This is a genomic window from Streptosporangium sp. NPDC048047 (assembly GCF_040653115.1).
Classification (GTDB): domain Bacteria; phylum Actinomycetota; class Actinomycetes; order Streptosporangiales; family Streptosporangiaceae; genus Streptosporangium.
Genome location: NZ_JBEZNH010000040.1, coordinates 1 through 17,742 on the forward strand (window position 1 = coordinate 1; position 17,742 = coordinate 17,742).

Annotated in this window: 13 protein-coding genes; 8 read left to right on the forward strand and 5 right to left on the reverse strand. The window is 72.1% G+C overall.

The window, feature by feature from the left end; translation table 11 throughout:
- Window positions 1–253: 253 nt before the first annotated feature.
- The 6 genes from AB0D67_RS27690 to AB0D67_RS27715 all read left to right on the forward strand — a co-directional run bounded on the left by AB0D67_RS27690 (window position 254) and on the right by AB0D67_RS27715 (window position 9,195).
- Entirely contained in the window at window positions 254–1,594 is a 1,341-nt protein-coding gene (locus AB0D67_RS27690) for an extracellular solute-binding protein (protein WP_362941994.1), read from the forward strand.
- Window positions 1,595–1,877: 283 nt separating this feature from the next.
- On the forward strand, window positions 1,878–3,104 hold the full coding sequence (locus tag AB0D67_RS27695) for a saccharopine dehydrogenase NADP-binding domain-containing protein (RefSeq protein ID WP_362941997.1): 1,227 nt from the start codon (window positions 1,878–1,880) through the stop codon (window positions 3,102–3,104).
- 492 nt (window positions 3,105–3,596) lie between these two features.
- Window positions 3,597–4,571 (forward strand): ABC transporter permease, encoded by a 975-nt coding sequence (locus AB0D67_RS27700; RefSeq protein ID WP_362942000.1) that lies wholly within the window; start codon window positions 3,597–3,599, stop codon window positions 4,569–4,571.
- A 1-nt stretch (window position 4,572) separates the two neighbouring features.
- On the forward strand, window positions 4,573–5,412 hold the full coding sequence (locus AB0D67_RS27705; protein WP_362942003.1) for an ABC transporter permease: 840 nt from the start codon (window positions 4,573–4,575) through the stop codon (window positions 5,410–5,412).
- Window positions 5,409–7,469: an ABC transporter ATP-binding protein gene (locus AB0D67_RS27710; protein WP_362942006.1), complete on the forward strand. Its 2,061-nt coding sequence runs from the start codon at window positions 5,409–5,411 to the stop codon at window positions 7,467–7,469. Before AB0D67_RS27705 ends, AB0D67_RS27710 begins: the two co-directional genes overlap by 4 nt.
- Window positions 7,470–7,491: 22 nt before the next feature.
- On the forward strand, window positions 7,492–9,195 hold the full coding sequence (locus AB0D67_RS27715) for an ABC transporter family substrate-binding protein (protein WP_362942009.1): 1,704 nt from the start codon (window positions 7,492–7,494) through the stop codon (window positions 9,193–9,195).
- 162 nt (window positions 9,196–9,357) lie between these two features.
- Here AB0D67_RS27715 and AB0D67_RS27720 read toward each other — a convergent pair whose 3' ends face one another.
- Both AB0D67_RS27720 and gabT read right to left on the reverse strand, forming a co-directional pair.
- Complete coding sequence (locus AB0D67_RS27720; RefSeq protein WP_362942012.1) at window positions 9,358–9,567, reverse strand: hypothetical protein; 210 nt, start codon at window positions 9,565–9,567, stop codon at window positions 9,358–9,360.
- Between the two features lie 214 nt (window positions 9,568–9,781).
- Entirely contained in the window at window positions 9,782–11,134 is a 1,353-nt protein-coding gene (gene gabT / locus AB0D67_RS27725; RefSeq protein ID WP_362942015.1) for a 4-aminobutyrate--2-oxoglutarate transaminase, read from the reverse strand.
- A 98-nt stretch (window positions 11,135–11,232) separates the two neighbouring features.
- On the opposite strand from gabT, the gene AB0D67_RS27730 reads away from it, so the two are divergent.
- On the forward strand, window positions 11,233–12,702 hold the full coding sequence (locus AB0D67_RS27730) for a PucR family transcriptional regulator (RefSeq protein WP_362942018.1): 1,470 nt from the start codon (window positions 11,233–11,235) through the stop codon (window positions 12,700–12,702).
- Between the two features lie 144 nt (window positions 12,703–12,846).
- On the opposite strand, the gene AB0D67_RS27735 is transcribed toward AB0D67_RS27730, so the two are convergent.
- Complete coding sequence (locus AB0D67_RS27735) at window positions 12,847–13,473, reverse strand: TetR/AcrR family transcriptional regulator (RefSeq protein WP_362942021.1); 627 nt, start codon at window positions 13,471–13,473, stop codon at window positions 12,847–12,849.
- A 217-nt stretch (window positions 13,474–13,690) separates the two neighbouring features.
- Here AB0D67_RS27735 and AB0D67_RS27740 point away from each other — a divergent pair, with 217 nt between their 5' ends.
- Window positions 13,691–15,121, forward strand: coding sequence for an aldehyde dehydrogenase family protein (locus AB0D67_RS27740; protein WP_362942024.1), 1,431 nt, complete (start codon window positions 13,691–13,693; stop codon window positions 15,119–15,121).
- A gap of 136 nt (window positions 15,122–15,257) precedes the next feature.
- Here the strand turns inward: AB0D67_RS27740 and AB0D67_RS27745 are convergent, their stop codons facing one another.
- Together AB0D67_RS27745 and AB0D67_RS27750 are read right to left on the reverse strand one after the other, a co-directional pair.
- Window positions 15,258–16,469 carry a hypothetical protein gene (locus AB0D67_RS27745; protein ID WP_362942027.1) on the reverse strand — a complete coding sequence of 404 codons (1,212 nt, stop codon included), beginning with the start codon at window positions 16,467–16,469 and terminating at the stop codon, window positions 15,258–15,260.
- Window positions 16,470–16,506: 37 nt separating this feature from the next.
- Window positions 16,507–17,697 (reverse strand): peptidase, encoded by a 1,191-nt coding sequence (locus AB0D67_RS27750; RefSeq protein ID WP_362942030.1) that lies wholly within the window; start codon window positions 17,695–17,697, stop codon window positions 16,507–16,509.
- Window positions 17,698–17,742 lie beyond the last annotated feature (45 nt).

A 17,742-nucleotide genomic window follows, 5' to 3' on the forward strand; every position in this document is an offset into this window, starting at 1 on the left:
ACCTCGGCTTCCCCACCAACTCCTGACACCCCCGTCCCCGTCCGCCGCGGGCGCGGCGGACGGGAAGGCCGGTGACCCGGGCCCGTGGGGGGTGGAGAGGCCGGTGACCCGGGCTCGTGGCGGGCGGGACGGCCCGCCGGACGGGCTCAGCCTCGGGACCCCGGCGGGGATTCACGGCCGCGAGTCCCCGCCGGGCCGGACGCGGGCCGGGGTAGGCTCCGCACAGATGTCGACGCGTCGGTAAGGGGTCTTCGTGGGCAGGGACGGGCTGCGCCGTACACGCCGGGGCGCGCTGGCGGGTGGTCTGGCGCTGGCCGCGTGCGTGGCGGCGGGCACCGTGACCGCCGCCGGGACCGTGACCGGGTCGGTGGCCGCCGCCCGGGGCCCCGCCCCCGCCCGGAACGCCGCGCCCGCGTCCACCGGCTCGCCGTCCCCGGCGCCCACCGCGACGTCCACCGCGACGTCCGCCGCGACGTCCGCCGCGACGCCGGGATCCGGGGCCACCCCGGGGCCCGGGACGACCGGCGGCCCGGCCGGACGGAGCCCCTCGCCGAAGCCCTCGGCCTCGATCGGCAAGGGGGAGGGCATCCTGCGTGTGCTCACCTTCCAGGGCCATGTCGAGTACGGCGCGACGCTGACCGGGGCCGACTGGGTCTCGCCCTTCGAGGAGCGCACCGGCTGCCGGGTCGTCCGGCTGGACCGGGTGGGCTCGGCCGAGGAGATGGCGGCGAAGTTCCGGCCGGGGTCCTACGACGTCGTGTCGCCCTCGCCCGAGCTGGCCGGGCAGCTGGTCGCGGAGGGGAAGGTCGCGCCGATCGACACCGGTCTCCTCTCCTCCTACAAGGACGTTCCGGAGCGGCTGCGCGAGCTGCCCTCGACGCGGCGGGGGGAGGAGGTCTTCGGCGTGCCGTACCTGTGGAGCGCCGACGAGGTCCTCTACCGAGGTGAGCGACCCAAGGGCCCGCAGGACCTCTACGAGGACGAGCGGGCGGCGATCAGGGACACCCCGATGAGCCTCGCCGGGGCCGCGCTCGCGCTGAAGGAGACGCGGCCGGACCTGGAGATCGGCGACCCGTTCCAGCTCACGCCGGAGCAGCTCGACGCGGCCGTGGAGCTGGTCTCCCGGCACGACGGGCCCGGCCGGGTCTACTGGCGGGACTCCCTGGACGTGATCCGGGCGTTCGCGACGGACCGGGTACGGCTCGGCGGTGCCCTGCCGTACCACGCCGACCTCTTCGCGCGGGCGGGCCGTCCGGTGAAGGCGCTCGGCGGCGCGCCGATGACCGGGTGGGCCGACTCCTGGATGCTCTCCTCCGGCGCAGCCAGCCCGAACTGCGCGTACCGGTGGCTCGACTGGATCACCTCGCCGGCCGCGCAGCGCGCCGCCGCGGCCTGGACCGGCCTCGCCCCGGCGAACCCCGAGGCGTGCGGCGGCGAGACGCGGCGCGTCTGCGACGCCCACCATGTCGGGGACGCGGCGTGGCTGAAGCGCGTCTTCTTTGCCGTTCGCCCGTCGAAGGATTGCGGCGGCGCGGGCGGGGAATGCACTGACTACACCGACTGGGTGAAGCGGTGGAAGAACCTGGTGGAATGACCGGCTTCTCCGTGACCCGCCGGTGACCCGCGCCTGACGAGCCGCGGGCGCGCCCGACCCCCCGCCGGGCGTGGCCCGTCAGGGGCGCTCCGGGTGTTTCCCCCGACCCCGGAGCGCCCGCCTCGTCTCCGGGTGCATCTGTCATGCGGGTCCCCATGCATGTCTGTTAGACGGCGGGATCGCCGCGATTTCCGTAGCTCTGCTCGCGATCAACGATGGATTCAGTGGTGAATTTGTGTCCTCGCTATTGGCTGGTCGACCAGTCAGTGAGTAGGATCGGGCCATGAGAATCCTCCTTGTGGGAGCGGGCGGCGTGGGGTCCGCCGTCGTTCCGATCGCCGCGCGCCGACATTTCTTCGAACACATCGTGGTGGCCGACTCCCAACAGGACCGGGCCGCCGCCGCGGTGGCCAAGGTCGCCGATCCACGGTTCAGCGCCATCGCGCTGGACGCCTCCGACCAGGCCGCGGTGGAGGCGGCCCTGGCCGAGCACCGCTGCGACGTGCTCTTCAACGCCGTGGATCCGCGTTTCACCATGCCCCTGTTCCGGGCGGCGCTGAACGCCGGCGCGCACTACCTGGACATGGCCATGTCGCTGTCGCGCCCCCACCCCCGGCGGCCGTACGAGCTGCCCGGGGTGAAGCTGGGCGACGAGCAGTTCGCGATGGACGGCGCCTGGCGCGACCGGGGCCGGCTGGCCCTGGTCGGCATGGGGGTCGAGCCCGGCCTGGCCGACGTGTTCGCCCGTTACGCCGCCGACCACCTCTTCGAGAGCATCGACGAGATCGGGATCCGCGACGGGTCCAACCTGGTGGTGGACGGCTACGACTTCGCGCCGACCTTCTCGATCTGGACCACCATCGAGGAGTGCCTCAACCCGCCGGTCATCTGGGAGGACGGCGGCTGGCGCACCACCGAGCCGTTCAGCGAGCCGGAGGTGTTCGACTTCCCCGAGGGCATCGGCCCGGTGGAGTGCGTGAACGTCGAGCACGAGGAGGTGCTGCTCGTCCCGCGCTGGGTCGACGCCAGGCGCGTGACGTTCAAGTACGGCCTCGGCGAGGAGTTCATCGGGGTGCTGAAGACCCTGCACAAGCTCGGCCTGGACAACGCCGGCAAGATCCGTGTCGGCGGCGTCGAGACCTCGCCCCGCGACGTGGTCGCCGCCAGCCTGCCCGACCCGGCCACCCTCGGCGACCGGATGCGCGGCAAGACCTGCGCGGGCACCTGGGTCAAGGGTGTCGGCAAGGACGGCGGGCCGCGCGAGGTCTACCTGTACCACGTGGTCGACAACGAGTGGTCGATGCGGGAGTACGGCTGCCAGGCCGTGGTCTGGCAGACCGCCCTGCATCCGGTCGTCGCGCTGGAGCTGCTGGCCACCGGAGCCTGGACCGGCTCCGGGGTGCTGGGGCCGGAGGCGTTCGACGCGGTGCCGTTCCTGGATCTGCTGGGCGAGTACGGCTCCCCGTGGGGCGTGCGCGACCAGCTCGCGGCGGCGCTCCAGCCCGCCTGAGCCGTCCGCGCGGCCACCGGCCGGGGCTCCTCACGGGGCCCCGGCCGGCCCTTTCGCGGGGGTCCCGCCGGGGCATTCAGCGGGGTCCCGGCCGGCGGCCGTCCTCCGTACGGATTCCGCGGGTGGAGGCGGCTCTGCCGTACGGTTTCCGCGGGCCGAGGGGTTCTTCCGTACGGTTTCGCCCACCGAGGCGGTCCCGGCTCCGGGGACGCCTCCTCGGCGCGCCCGGGGCCGGGCGGCGCTCGAAGGCCGCGAGAGCGGGGCTCTGACCTGCGAAGACGACGTTGTGTCACAGGATCTGGACATCTCGAATCCGGATCGTTACCCCCCGCGGTCGGATCTAATCACTACCCCCAGGTATGGTTTCGCACATCCCGCCTTAAAAGAGACATAGCGGGATCAACCATGCGCTAGTTGGGATCAGGTGACGTCCGCCGAGCGGTGAACCGCCGCCGTCCCTCGCGCTCCCGGGCGATACATGAGGGGAGGCCGATGGGCGCCTACCTGCTGAAGCGGCTGGTCAGCAACGTCCTGCTGGTGGCGATCGCCGCGAGCATGGCGTACTTCCTCGCCGCGACCAGCCTCAACCCCAGGGCGAAGTACGAAGGCCGTCAGCCGCCGGTGGCGGAGGCCGTCGTCGACTCGACGCTGGACGACTACAACCTCAATGACAAGAAGCCCGTCTTCGAGCGCTACGTGACCTGGGCCTCCGGCGTCGTCACCGGTGACCTGGGCAAGACCTGGCAGGGCAAGTCGGTCAACGAGGAGATGGGCCGCCGGATCGGCGTCAGCCTCCGGTTGCTGCTCATCGGCACGGTCCTCGGCTCGGGTATCGGCGTGGCCGTCGGGGCCTTCGCGGCGATCAGGCAGTACCGGGTCAGCGACCGGGTCATCGGCGTCGCGTCCTTCGTCATCATGGCGGTCCCGGTCTTCGTGATGGCGAAGATGCTCACCATCGGAGCGGTCGGGACGAACGAGCTGCTGGGCACCAAGCTGGAGTACACCGGCGAGTACACCCCGGGACTGAGCGGCTGGGACCAGACGATCAGCCGGCTCAACCACCTGATCCTGCCGACGATCTCCCTGTGCCTCGGGCAGATCGCCTTCTACAGCCGGATCCAGCGCAACATGATGCTGGACGTACTGGGCCAGGACTTCGTCCGCACCGCCCGCGCCAAGGGCCTCAGCCGCAAGGCGGCGCTGCTCAAGCACGCGCTGCGGACCGCGCTGGTGCCGGCCGCCACCTACTTCGCCTTCACCTTCGGCACGCTGCTGACCGGCGCGATCTTCACCGAGAAGATCTTCGGCTGGAACGGCATGGGCGCCTGGCTGGTGGACTCGATCCAGCAGAACGACACCAACGCGGTCGCCGCGGTGAACCTGTTCGCCGCCGTCTGCGTGCTCGTCGCGGGACTGCTGTCGGACTTCCTCGTGGCGGCCCTCGACCCCCGGGTGCGGGTGAGCTGAGATGCGATCCAAGGTCGTTTTCGCCCGCATGATGCGCAACCGGCAGACCCGCTACGGTCTGATCGCGTTGCTGCTGCTTCTCCTCCTGGCCTACGTCGGCCCGTTCTTCGGCCCGCACGACTGGATGGACAAGGACTTCACGGCGTTCATGGAGCCGCCCTCGGCCGACCACTGGTGGGGCACCACCCAGATCGGCCAGGACGTCTACGCGGTGTCCCTGCACGGCATGCAGAAGTCGATCGTCATCGGCTTCCTCGTCGCGCTCATCTCCACCGGCCTCGCCGCCCTCGTCGGCGCCGCGGCCGGCTACTTCGGCGGCTGGCTGGACAAGGCCCTGATGTGGGGCGCCGACCTGCTGCTCGTGCTGCCCAGCTTCCTGATCATCGCGATCGTCTCGCCGCGCCTCAGGGGCGGCTCCTGGCTGTGGTTCGTGCTGCTGCTGGCCGTGTTCTCCTGGATGATCACCTCCCGGGTCGTGCGGAGCATGACGCTCTCCCTGCGGGAACGGGAGTACATCCTGGCCGCCCGCTACATGGGCATCCCCGGATGGAAGATCATCTTTCGGCACGTCGTGCCGAACCTCTCCTCCCTGCTGATCATCGACGCCACGCTGAACGTGAGTGCCGCGATCATCGGCGAGGCCGGGCTGTCGTTCTTCGGATTCGGCGTCCAGCCGCCCGACGTCTCGCTCGGCACCCTGATCGCGGCGGGAAGTGACAAGGTCCCGGGCTACTCCTGGCTCTTCCTCTTCCCCTCCGGTCTGCTCGTGCTGCTGGTGCTCAGCGTCAACCTCATCGGCGACGGCCTGCGCGACGCGCTCGACCCGGGGAGCAACACATGACGATTCTCGAGGTGAACGACCTCAACGTCACCTTCCGCGGCGGCATCAAGGCCGTCCGGGGCGTGAGCTATCGGCTCGGCCGGGGCGAGGTGCTCGGCATCGTCGGCGAGTCGGGCTCCGGCAAGTCGGTGACCTCGCTGGCCGTGATGGGCCTGCTGCCCGAGGGCGCCGAGATCAGCGGCTCGGTCAAGCTCCACGGCCAGGAGCTGATCGGCATGCCGGAGGAGGAGCTCACCAGGCTCCGCGGCAAGTCCATCGGCATGATCTTCCAGGACCCGCTGTCGGCCTTCACCCCCGTCTACACCATCGGCGACCAGATCGCCGAGGCGGTGCGGATCCACCAGAAGGTCGGCAAGGACAAGGCCGCCAAGCGGGCCGTCGAGCTGCTGGACCTGGTCGGCATCCCGCACCCGGACGTCCGGGCCAAGGCGTTCCCGCACGAGTTCTCCGGCGGCATGCGCCAGCGCGCCATGATCGCCATGGCCATCGCCAACGACCCCGACGTGCTGATCTGCGACGAGCCGACCACCGCGCTCGACGTCACCATCCAGGCCCAGGTGCTGGAGGTGCTCAAGACCGCGCAGCGGGAGACCGGCGCGGGCATCGTGATGATCACCCATGACCTGGGGGTCGTCGCCGGCCTGGCCGACCGGGTGCTGGTCATGTACGCCGGCCGGCCGGTCGAGCTGGGCGGCGTGGAGGAGATCTATTACCGCCCGCGCATGCCGTACACGATGGGGCTGCTCGCCTCGATCCCGCGGATGGACCGCCCGTCGGCCAGGCTGATCCCGATCGAGGGCAACCCGCCCTCGCCGGCCGCGCTGCCGCCGGGCTGCCCGTTCGCGCCGCGCTGCCCGATGAAGGTGGACGCCTGCGACGACGGCGAGCCCGAGCTGGAGCCGGTGGGCCCCGGCACCCGCCGGGCGGCCTGCATCCGCGCGCACGAGATCGAGCTGAAGAACCTCGACGGCGCCACGATCTACCCGGTTCCCGAGCCCCCCGTCGAGACGGAGGCGCCCCGGCCGCGCGCCGAGCGGGAGACCGTGCTCAAGGTCGAGGACATGATCCGGCACTACCCGCTCATGAAGGGCGCGGTGTTCAAGCGCCGGGTCGGCACCGTGCACGCGGTGGACGGCATCGGCTTCGACATCGCCGAGGGCGAGACGCTGGCCCTGGTCGGCGAGTCGGGCTGCGGCAAGACCACCACCCTGCAGCAGATCATGCAGCTGGAGGCGCCCCAGGGCGGCACGGTCGTCGTGCTGGGCAAGGACAGCGCCACGCTGGGCAGGAGCGAGCGCCTCGCGCTCCGCCGGGACCTGCAGATCGTCTTCCAGGACCCGATGGCCGCGCTCGACCCCAGGATGCCGGTCGGCGACATCCTCGCCGAGCCGCTGCGCGCGCACGGCCGCAAGGACGTCAGGGCGAGGGTCGCCGAGCTGCTCACCCTGGTCGGCCTGGAGCCGTCCCACGCCGAGCGCTACCCGCAGCACTTCTCCGGCGGCCAGCGCCAGCGCATCGGCATCGCCCGCGCCCTGGCGCTGGAGCCGAAGCTGATCGTGCTGGACGAGCCGGTGTCGGCGCTGGACGTGTCCATCCAGGCGGGTGTCATCAACCTGCTGGAGGAGCTGAAGGTCAGGCTCGGCCTGTCCTACCTCTTCGTCGCCCACGACCTGTCGGTGGTCCGGCACATCGCCGACCGGGTGGCCGTGATGTACCTCGGCAAGATCGCCGAGATCGGCACGGTCGAGGAGGTCTACGCCAGGCCCGCCCACCCCTACACGCGGGCGCTGCTGTCGGCCATCCCGCTGCCCGACCCGAACCTGGAGCGCTCGCGCGAGCGGATCCTGCTGGAGGGCGACCTGCCCAGCCCGGCATCGCCGCCGTCGGCCTGCCGGTTCCGTACCCGCTGCCCCAAGCGCGCCCGGCTGAGCGCCGAGGACGCGCGCCGGTGCGACACCGAAGAACCCCTTGTCACCCGGCTCGCGCCCGCCGCCGATCACGGCGCCGCCTGCCACTACCCCGAGGTGACCGAGGTCCACGAGACCGCGGTCTCCTGACGAATCCCCGATGGAGGAACACGTGAAGGTTGGCTACAAGGCCACCGCCGGAGCCGCGCTCCTGGCCATGGCCCTCACCGCCTGCGGCGGCGGCAGCGGCGACAAGCCGAAGGCCGAGTCGAGCCAGGCCGTCCAGCAGCAGGCCGCCGAGCTGCCCGGCAGCACGATCAACCCGGTCGCCTATGAGCAGGTCGCCGACGGCGGTGTGGTGAAGCTCGGCCTCAGCCAGTGGCAGGAGCAGTGGAACTACAACCAGGTGAACGGCACCAACGCCAGCACCGACGACGTGATCGAGCCGCTGATGCCGCTGATCGCCATCGCTAACGACAAGGCCGAGGTCAACAACAACCCGGACTACGTCACCGAGTGGAAGATGGACGCCGGCAGCGGCAAGCAGGTCGTCACCTACAAGCTCAACGAGAAGGCGGCCTGGTCGGACGGCACGCCGATCACCTACAAGGACTTCGTCGCGCAGTGGAAGGCGCTGAACGGCGAGAACAAGAAGTTCCAGGTCTCCTCCACCGAGGGCTACGAGCGTATCGCGTCGGTGGAGAAGGGCGCCTCCGACAAGGAGGTGGTGGTCACCTTCGCCAAGAACTTCCCTGACTGGAAGAACCTGTTCTCGCCGCTCTACCCGGTCTCGACGAACGACACGCCCGAGCACTTCAACAAGGGCTGGATCGACAAGATCCCGGTCACCGCCGGCCCGTTCAAGGTCGAGTCCATGGACCAGACCGCCAAGACCGCCACCCTCGTCCGTGACGACAAGTGGTGGGGTCAGAAGGCCAAGCTCGACAAGGTCATCTTCCGGGCCATCGACGCGACCGCCATGATCGGCGCCTTCGCCAACGGCGAGATCGACGCGGTGGAGATCCCGGCGAACGCCGCGGACCTCAAGCGGGCCAAGGAGGTGCCGAACGTCGACATCCGCAAGGCGGCGGCCCCGAACTGGCGTCACTTCACCTTCAACGGCTCCTCGGAGATGCTGAAGGACAAGTCGGTCCGCCAGGCCGTCGTGCTCGGCATCAACCGCGAGGCCATCGCCCAGTCCGACCTCAAGGACATGGACTGGCCGATCCAGCTCCTCAACAACCACGTCTACATGAACACCCAGAAGGGTTACGTGGACAACTCCGGGGAGCTCGGCAAGTACAACCCGGAGAAGGCCAAGCAGCTGCTGGACGCCGCCGGTTGGAAGATGGAGGGCGAGTACCGCAAGAAGGACGGCAAGGAGCTCAACCTCCGCTTCATCGTCCCGGCCGACCTGGCGCTGTCCAAGCAGGAGGGCGAGCTCACCCAGGCGATGCTGAAGGAGGTCGGCGTCAAGATCACCGTCGAGCCGGTGCCGGGTGACAAGTTCTTCGACGACTTCATCATCCCCGGCAACTTCGACCTCACGCCGTTCTCGTGGCTGGGCACGCCGTTCCCGCTGAACGGCCTGTCGCAGATCTACAAGACGCCGACCAGCCCGGAGAACTTCGGCAGCAACTTCCCGCGCATCGGCACCCCCGAGCTGGACAAGGTGATCGAGCAGGCGGGCGGGGAGATGGACCCGGCCAAGGCCATGGAGCTGGGCAACCAGGCCGACAAGCTGATCTGGGACGAGGTGCACACCCTCCCGATCTACCAGCGTCCCGACATCCACGCCGCCAAGAAGACCCTGGCTAACTACGGTTCCTTCGGCTACGCCGACAAGGACTGGACGAAGGTCGGTTTCACCAAGTAGGCGCCCCTGCCCGGTGACACCGGCGCAGGACCGCGTCTTCCGTGCCCTTCCCCGCTCCGGCGGAGGAGGGCACGGCCCTTTTCCCGGCCCTTCCCGGCGCTACGGCGAGCCCCTTCTCCGCCGGGAGACGCGGGGGGTCCAGAAGCCGGGAGACGCCGGGGCCTAGAAGAAGGCCGCGCGGCGGGGCAGCGGGTAGACGTTCTCCCGCGGGTCCTGCAGCAGCGCGTCGGCGCACTCCGGGCAGGCGAACAGGGCCGCCTCGTCGGGCAGCCGCCCGATCCTGATGCGCGGGCGCGGCCACTTCTTGTGGCAGACCACGCAGGCGTCGCCCTCCCGCTGGGTGCGGGTCAGGCCCTCGGGATCGAAGGTCATGGCGTCCTGCCCCCCTCTGGTCGGCCGCCGGCTCATCGCGCCTCCGGTCGTGATCTGCGATCTCGTATCGCAACCGTTATAACGCCGCGATCTCCCGTGATCGTCGTGCTGAGAGCCAAGGAGCGGTTAAATCACGTCCCGTGCGCATGCCATATGGCAGCAAAAGGGGCACCCGCCATCAAGCCGGGTGCCCCTTTTATGAGGATGTAAACGGTCAGACCTCGCTGATGGCCTTCTCCAGGATGGTCAGGCCCTCCTCCAGCAGGTGGTCGGGCATGACCAGCGGCGGCAGGAACCGCAGCACGTTGCCGTAGGTGCCGGCGGTCAGCACCAGCAGGCCCTCGGCGTGGCACCGCCTGGCGATCTCGCCCGCCGCGGTGGGGTGCGGGTCCTTGGTGCCGGGGACGACCAGCTCGATGGCGATCATGGCGCCGCGGCCGCGCACGTCGCCGATCACCGGGTGACGCTCGGCGAGGGCGCGCAGCCGGGGCAGCATGACCTCGCCGATGTGACGGGCCCTGCCGACCAGGTCGTCGGCCTCGATGGTCTCGATCACGCCCAGCGCGGCCTCGCAGGCCAGCGGGTTGCCGCCGTAGGTGCCGCCCAGTCCGCCCGGGTGGACCTTGTCGAGCAGCTCGGCGCGGCCGGTGACGGCCGACAGCGGCAGGCCGCCCGCGATGCCCTTGGCGGTCACGATGATGTCCGGGACGACGCCTTCGTCCTCGCAGGCGAACAGGTTCCCGGTCCGGGCGAAGCCGGTCTGGACCTCGTCGGCGATGAAGACGATGCCGTTCTCACGGCAGAACTCCGCGATCCTCGGCAGGAATCCCCTGGCCGGTTCGATGAAGCCGCCCTCGCCGGCGATCGGCTCGATCACCACGGCCGCCACGTTCTGCGCGCCGACCTGCTTGGAGATCTGGTCGATGGCCTGGGCCGCGGCCTCCTCGGCGCAGTTCTCGGGCCCCGTCGGCCAGCGGTAGGGATAGGCCAGCGGCACCCGGTAGACCTCGGGGGCGAACGGCCCGAAACCGTGCTTGTACGGCATGCTCTTGGCGGTCAGCGTCATGGTGAGCAGCGTCCGGCCGTGGTAGCCGTGGTCGAACACCACGACCGCGTCGCGCCCGGTGGCGCTGCGGGCGACCTTGACCGCGTTCTCCACGGCCTCGGCGCCGCTGTTGAGGAGGAAGGTCCGCTTCTCGTGGTCGCCGGGGGTCAGCGCGTTGAGCTTCTCGCAGACCTCCACGTACGACTCGTACGGCGTGACCATGAAGCAGGTGTGGGTGAAGTCGGCGACCTGCCGGGTGACCCGCTCGACCACGCGCGGGGCCGCGTTGCCCACGCCGGTCACCGCGATGCCGGAGCCGAAGTCGATGAGGGAGTTGCCGTCCGCGTCCACGACGACACCGCCACCGGCGTGCGTCACGAAGACCGGCAGGGTGGTGCCGATGCCCTGGGGGACGGAGGCCTGCTTGCGGGCGAACATCTCGCGCGACTTGGGGCCCGGGATCTCGGTGACGACCCGGCGCTCCTGGGGAAGCGAGGGGCCGCCCTGGGTGACGGTGCTCATAGTGCGAAGGTATGTCGCGTCCGCCGGTGCTCTGATGATGCACTATGGCAAAATTGCGAAGAGCGTGCTGGACGTAACGTACAAACCGGAGGTGGACCGTGGCGCCGACGCTCCGCACCGTCGTGCGGCGCCTGCCGCTCCGGCTCGGCGTCCTGGCCGGGCACGACGGCCTCGACCGGCCGGTGAGCTGGGTCGCGGTCAGCGAGCTGGAGGACCCGACGCCCTTCCTGGAGGGCGGCGAACTGGTGCTGACCACCGGCATGCGCCTGGACGCCGGCAACGCCGCGCCGTACGTCGCCCGGCTGGTCGGCAAGGGCGTCACCGGCCTGGGGCTCGGCGTCGGCCTGGGGCACGAGACGGTCCCCGCCGAGTTGGTGGCCGCGGCGGCGCGGGCCGGGCTGCCGCTCGTTGAGGTGCCCCGCGACACGCCCTTCGTCGCGATCAGCAAGCTGGTCAGCGACCTGATCGCGGCCGAGCAGTACGACGAGATCAGCCGCGCCTTCGCCGCCCAGGGACGCCTCACCCGCGCCGCGTTGCGCCCCGAGGGGCCGCGCGCGGTCATCGACCGCCTGGCCCGCGAGCTCGGCGGCTGGGCCGTCCTGCTCGACGAGTCCGGAGCCGTACGGCACGCCACCGGCCGGGGCGCCTCCCGGGTCGCCGCCCTCCGCCCCGAGCTGGAACGCCTCCGCAGGCCCCCCGGGAGCGGCGCGCCCGCGAGCCTGTCGCTGTCCACGCCGGGGGAGCACGTCGTCGTGCAGCCGCTCGGCGCCCGCCGGGCCAGGGGTTTCTTCGCCGTCGGCCTGGAACGGCCGTTCACCCCGGTCGCGCACACCGTGGTCAACGCCGCCGGCTCACTGCTGACCCTCGCCGTCGAGCACGGCCGGGAGCACCTGGCCGCCGAGCGGCGGGTCCGCTCGGCGGTGCTCGGGCTGCTGCTCGCCGGGCAGGTGCGGGCCGGGGTCGAGGCGCTGGAACGGCTGGGCGACGGGCTGCCGGACGGGCCGCTGACCGTGCTCTGCGCGGCCGGCGACGCCGAGGCGGCGCTGGAGGCCGCCGGGGGAGAGTTCGCCGCCCCCCTCGACGGCCGGGTGGTCGTCGTCGTGGCCGAGGACCGTGCTGAGGAGACGGCCGCGGCGCTGGCCGTGGCGCCGGCCGGTCAGGGCCCCGTCGGGATCGGCGCCCCGGTCGGCCTCGACGACCTGCGCACCGGGCTCGACCAGGCCGACCGGGCGCTCGCCGGGGCCCGCCGCGGCACGGCGGGGGTCATGCGCTTCGCCGACCTCGCAGGGCAGGGCCTGCTCGCCCTGCTCGACCCGGAGGCGGGTGCGGCGTTCGCCGCGGCGCTGCTCGCCCCCCTGCGCGAGTACGGCTCGCGCGCCGACCTGCTGGAGTCGCTGCGCGCCTACCTCGCCTGCAACGGCCACTGGGACGCGGCGGCGCAGCGGCTCGGTGTGCACCGGCACACCCTGCGCTACCGCATGCGCCGGGTCGCCGAGCTGCTCGGCCGCGACCTCGACGACCCGGCGGCCCGCGCCGAGCTGTGGGTCGCGCTCACCGTCGCGGGCTGACCGCCGCGGGTCCGGCGGCCGGGAGGCCGGGGCCGGCCGCGGCGCGGCCGGAGGCGCGGACGGAGCGGTCGCGGTGCGCCGGGCCCGGCGGTCCGGGGCGGATCGAGCGGCGTGGACGGTCCGGACGACCGGGAGGCCGGACGGTCAGGAGCGGTCGGCGAGGTAGCGGGAGATGGTGGCGTAGGTGACGGTCTGGTAGGTGCGGTCGTCGCGCAGATGCCCGGCGCGTTCCAGACCGATCGCGCCCTGGGCCGCCGCCCACAGCGCGTCGGCGATCTTCCTGGGCTGGGTCGGGATGAGATAGCCCGCCGAGATGCAGTCGGCGATCACCCGGTCGAGGACGTTCAGCGCCGCCCTGGCGAGGGTCCTGGCCCGCTCGCTCGGCGAGAAGCCGGGGATGGCCCGCTCGAACATCAGCGCGTAGTACCCGGGCTCGGCGAGCGCGGCCTCCCGGTAGGCGGGACCGAGCGCGGTCAGGTGCTCCAGCGCGTTGCGGTGCGGCGGCACCGCCTCCAGCCGCCGCCGGAACCGCTCGAAGCCCTCCAGGTAAAGAGCCTCGGCCAGTCCCTCCTTGCTGCCGAACATGGTGTAGATGACGGTCGTCGAGCATCCGGCCTCGGCCGCGATGCGGCGCATCGACAGGCTCTCCGGGCCGACGGTGATCAGAAGCTGGCTGGCCACGTCGAGCAGCCTGCCGCGCAGTTCGTCCTGGCCGGCGCGCTCGCCGACCAGATAGGCGCCCTGAAGGCCGCGTGGCGCCGTAGAGGTCATGCGACCATGCCTTTCCGCTCTCGGGTGGTGGCGATCGGTGACGTGATCAGGGCCGCGCTCCATGAAACAGGTGCCATCTCAGAAATATCCATAATTGGCCCTGTTTTCGTTACAGGCAGAGAGCGAGATATTTTTATGCGTAACGGCGCGGCGGCGCAAGGGTCTTGTGCATCGTGGAGCAACACCGCCCCGAGGGCCGTGACATAGCGTCTGAGCCATGGACGTGCGCCCCTTCTGGCTCGCCGGCCGCCCCGCCACGGGGGACGCCGAGCTCACCGTGACCAACTCCCATGACGGCCGCGTCGTCGGCGTCTGCTCCGTGCCGACCCCCGAGCAGGTCGAGGAGGCCGTCGCCGCGGCCGACGCCGTACGCAGGCAGGCCGCCGCGCTGCCCCTCCACGTGCGGGCCGCGGCCCTCGCCCACGTCGCGCGCCGCCTGACCGAGCGGACCGAGGAGATCGCCCGGCTCATCATGGAGGAGAACGGCAAGCCCATCTTCTGGGCCCGCGGCGAGGTCGGCCGCGCCGTCTCCACCTTCCGGTTCGCCGCCGAGGAGGCCCGCCGCCTGAACGGCGAGACCGTGCGCCTGGACACCGAGGCCGCCTCCGAGGGCCGCCTCGCCTACGTCTCCCGCGTCCCGCACGGCCCGGTCCTGGCGATCACCCCGTTCAACTTCCCGCTGAACCTGGTCGCCCACAAGGTCGCCCCGGCCATCGCGGTCGGCGCCCCGATCATCGTCAAGCCCGCCCCGGCGACGCCGCTGTCGTCCCTGGTGCTGGGGGAGATCCTGGCCGAGACCGACCTGCCCGCCGGTATGTTCTCGGTCCTGCCCGTCCCGAACGACCGCGCCTCCGCCCTCGTCGAGGACCCGCGCCTGCCGGTCGTCTCCTTCACCGGATCCGGGCCTGTCGGCTACGCCATCATGGACCGGGTGCCGCGCAAGCACGTCACGCTGGAGCTGGGCGGCAACGCCGCGGCCGTCGTGCTCGCCGACGCCGACCTCGACTGGGCCGCCTCCCGGACGGCGCTGTTCTCCAACTACCAGGCAGGGCAGAGCTGCATCTCGGTCCAGCGGGTCATCGTCGAGGAGCAGGTGAGCGAGGCGTTCCTCGCCAAGCTGGTCCCGGCCGTGGAGGCCCTGGTCACCGGTGACCCCGCCGACGAGAAGACCCAGGTGGGGCCGCTCGTCTCCGTCGAGGCCGCCGAGCGCGTCGAGAGCTGGGTCAAGGAGGCCGTCGCGGCCGGCGCCCGGCTGCTGACCGGCGGCACCCGCGACGGCGCCACCGTCGCCCCCACCGTCCTCGCCGACGTGCCGGGCGACACCAAGCTCGGCTGCGAGGAGGTCTTCGGCCCGGTCATGACCGTCCAGACCGTCTCCGGCGTCGACGAGGCGTTCGCCGCGGTCAACGACTCCAGGTACGGCCTGCAGGCCGGGGTGTTCACCCGCGACCTCGGCATCGCCTTCCGGGCCAACCGGGAGCTGGAGGTCGGCGGCGTGATCATCGGCGACGTCCCGTCCTACCGCGCCGACCAGATGCCCTACGGCGGCGTCAAGGACTCCGGCGTCGGCCGCGAGGGCGTCCGCTCGGCCATGGAGGACCTCACCTACGAGAAGGTCATGGTCCTCACCGGCCTGTCCTCTCTCTGACCGTCCGGCGGGGTCGCCGGGCCCGGCCCGGCGGCCCCCTCCGAGCCGTTTCCGCGTGGCCCGCGACCCCTCACCGGGCCGCGGGCCACGCCCTCTCCGGCCGCCGTCTCCTGCCCCGCCGCCGGGGCCGCCCCGGTCAGGACCGCTCGGCGACGGTGTGCAGGTCCCTGACGGTGCTCCCGAAATAGGGGCCGTACATCGTGCCGCGGTCGTCGCTGTACTTGAAGCTGCTCACCGAGGTGATCGTGCCGCGGCCGGTGGCGGCGTCGAAACCTGTGAGCCAGGGGCCGCCGCTGGAGCCGGCGGTCATGTCGCAGCGCATGCCCTGGTCGGTGGTCTGCTCGTGCGGGTCGTCGCGCACGGGCCCGGCGCAGTAGACCAGGTGCTCACCGTCGTAGGGGGCGTCGGCGGGGAAGCCGAAACCGTGGGCCGGGCGGCCCCGGGGGGCGCCGAAGGCGATCTCCTGCGCCCCGGCGACGTCGCCGAGGTGCCTGCCGTCCCTGGTGTTCAGCGCCACCATGCCCACGTCGTAGCTGTCGTCGGCGCCGCGCGCCCAGGGGCCCGCGACGAACATGCGGCGGGCGGTGAACTGCCCGTACGGCTGCCGCCCCCGGTCGTAGCCCGGCACGAAGACCCAGTTGTCCGCCCAGGCGCCCGTGCCGTCCTTGACGCAGTGCCCCGCGGTCACCACCAGGTCGCGGTTGGCGCTCCGGACGGAGCTGGCCGAGCACACGTAGTCGACCCCGCCGATGGTGAGGAAGACCCGCCCGGTGGTCTGGGCGACCGAGCCGCCGGTGACCCAGCGGGCCCCGGTGACCGGGGCGGCCCGCCGGGTCCCGGCCGCGGGAGCGGCCAGGCGCTCGCCCGAGACGGCCGGGCGGTCGTTCCCTGCGGAGGCGGGACCGGGAAGGTCCTTCACCCCGAAGGCCCCCGTACGGCCACCGCCGGCGGCGGCGCGGCGGCCGTCCAGCAGCCCCGTCACCTCCCCGGGCATGCCGATCGGGACGGCCGCCGCCATCCGCCGGGGGGTCCAGTAGCCGAGCACCCGCCGGTGACCGTACGCGTCGTCCGCGGCCGCGTGTTCCGCCACGTCGGCGACACCGGCCGCGATCGGGGCCACCGGGGCGACCGGGACCGCCGGACCGGCCGTACCGGACGGGCCCGCCGTACCGGGCGCACCGGGCGTGCCGGGTGTCACCGCGCCGGCCGGGCGTGTCCGCTGGGCGACGGCCGACGCCGTCCGGCCGGGTCCGGGGGGCGCCGCGTCGGTCGCGGGACGGGCCGCGGGGCCGCCGACGAGCCCGGCGACGAGCGCGGCACCCGCAAGCAGGGGGAGGCTTGAGGTCATGAGGACTGATTTTGCACTACGTGGTGTGTCGTTGTGACTACTTTCGGTCAATGGGTGTGGTCGCCTCCTGGGCGGCCTCGTAGACGTCGCGGGCCTCGGCGCCGAAGTACGGGCCGAACATCCAGCCGCCGGCGAAGCCGTACTTGAAGCTGTTGACGGAGTTCACCGTGCCCAGCCCGGTGTTCTCGTCGAAGCCGGCGAACCAGGGCCCGCCGCTCGACCCGCCGTTCATCGTGCAGTTCAGGCCGAGGTCGCGGGACATCATGAAGTCGTCGAACGTCTGGCCGGCGCAGTAGGTCAGCCTGGAGCCGTCGTAGGGGGCGGCGGCGGGGTAGCCGAAGGCGTGCATCCGCTGCCTGCGGGGCTGGTTGAAGGAGACGCCCTGCCCGCCGACGACGTCGGTCAGCGACCTGCCCTCCAGCGGGGCCACCACGGCGGCGGCCACGTCGTAGTTGACGTCCTCGCCGTCGTTCCACTGCGGGGTGGTGTAGAGGGCCGTCGCCACCCAGGTGCCGTACGGGCGCTCGCCGTTCGCGTAGCCGGGGACGAACACCCAGTTGGTGTGGAAGGCGCCGCCCATCCGCACGCAGTGCCCGGCGGTGATCACCGTGCTCCTGTTGCCGCCGGTGACGGCGGTGGCCGAGCAGGAGGCGTTGCGGCCCTGGTAGGTGAAGAACACCCGGCCGGCGGTCTTCGCCACCGTCCCGCCGCGGGTCCACGCCGCCCCGCTGGAGGTGCGCGCCGCCGCCGCGGCGGCGGGCGTCACGGTCCCGCCGCCCGGGCGGGTCGCCGGGACCTCGACCGGGTCGGCCGCGGCCTGCTCGGCGGTCGCGGCCGCGGTGAGCCGGACGCCCTCCTTCCTGGGCGCGGGCACGTCGAGCGGCTTGGCGGACTCCATCTTCGCCTCGGTCCAGTAGCGGCTGACGGCGCGCTGCTCGCTCCGGGTGTCCGCGGCCTCCTTCCCGACCGGCTCCGGGGCCGCCTTCACCGCGGCGGCGCGCGCGGCGGGTCGTGAGGCGCTCCGCGCCGCGCCGGCGCCGTGCGGGCCCGCCGCCGAGGGGCCGTGCGCGACCGCTGACAGGTCATGCGCGCTCGCTGCCGACGAGCCGTGCGCGACCGCCGCGCCGGGTGCGGCGGCCGCCGACGCGCCGTGGGCGAACGCCGCTGGCAGCAGGGCGCTGCCCGCGGCGAGCGTGAGGGTGGGGACCAGGCGTGCCGTACGGCGCATTTCTCTACCTCCGAAAACCTGAATCGATGGGTCGGGAAGCTAGTG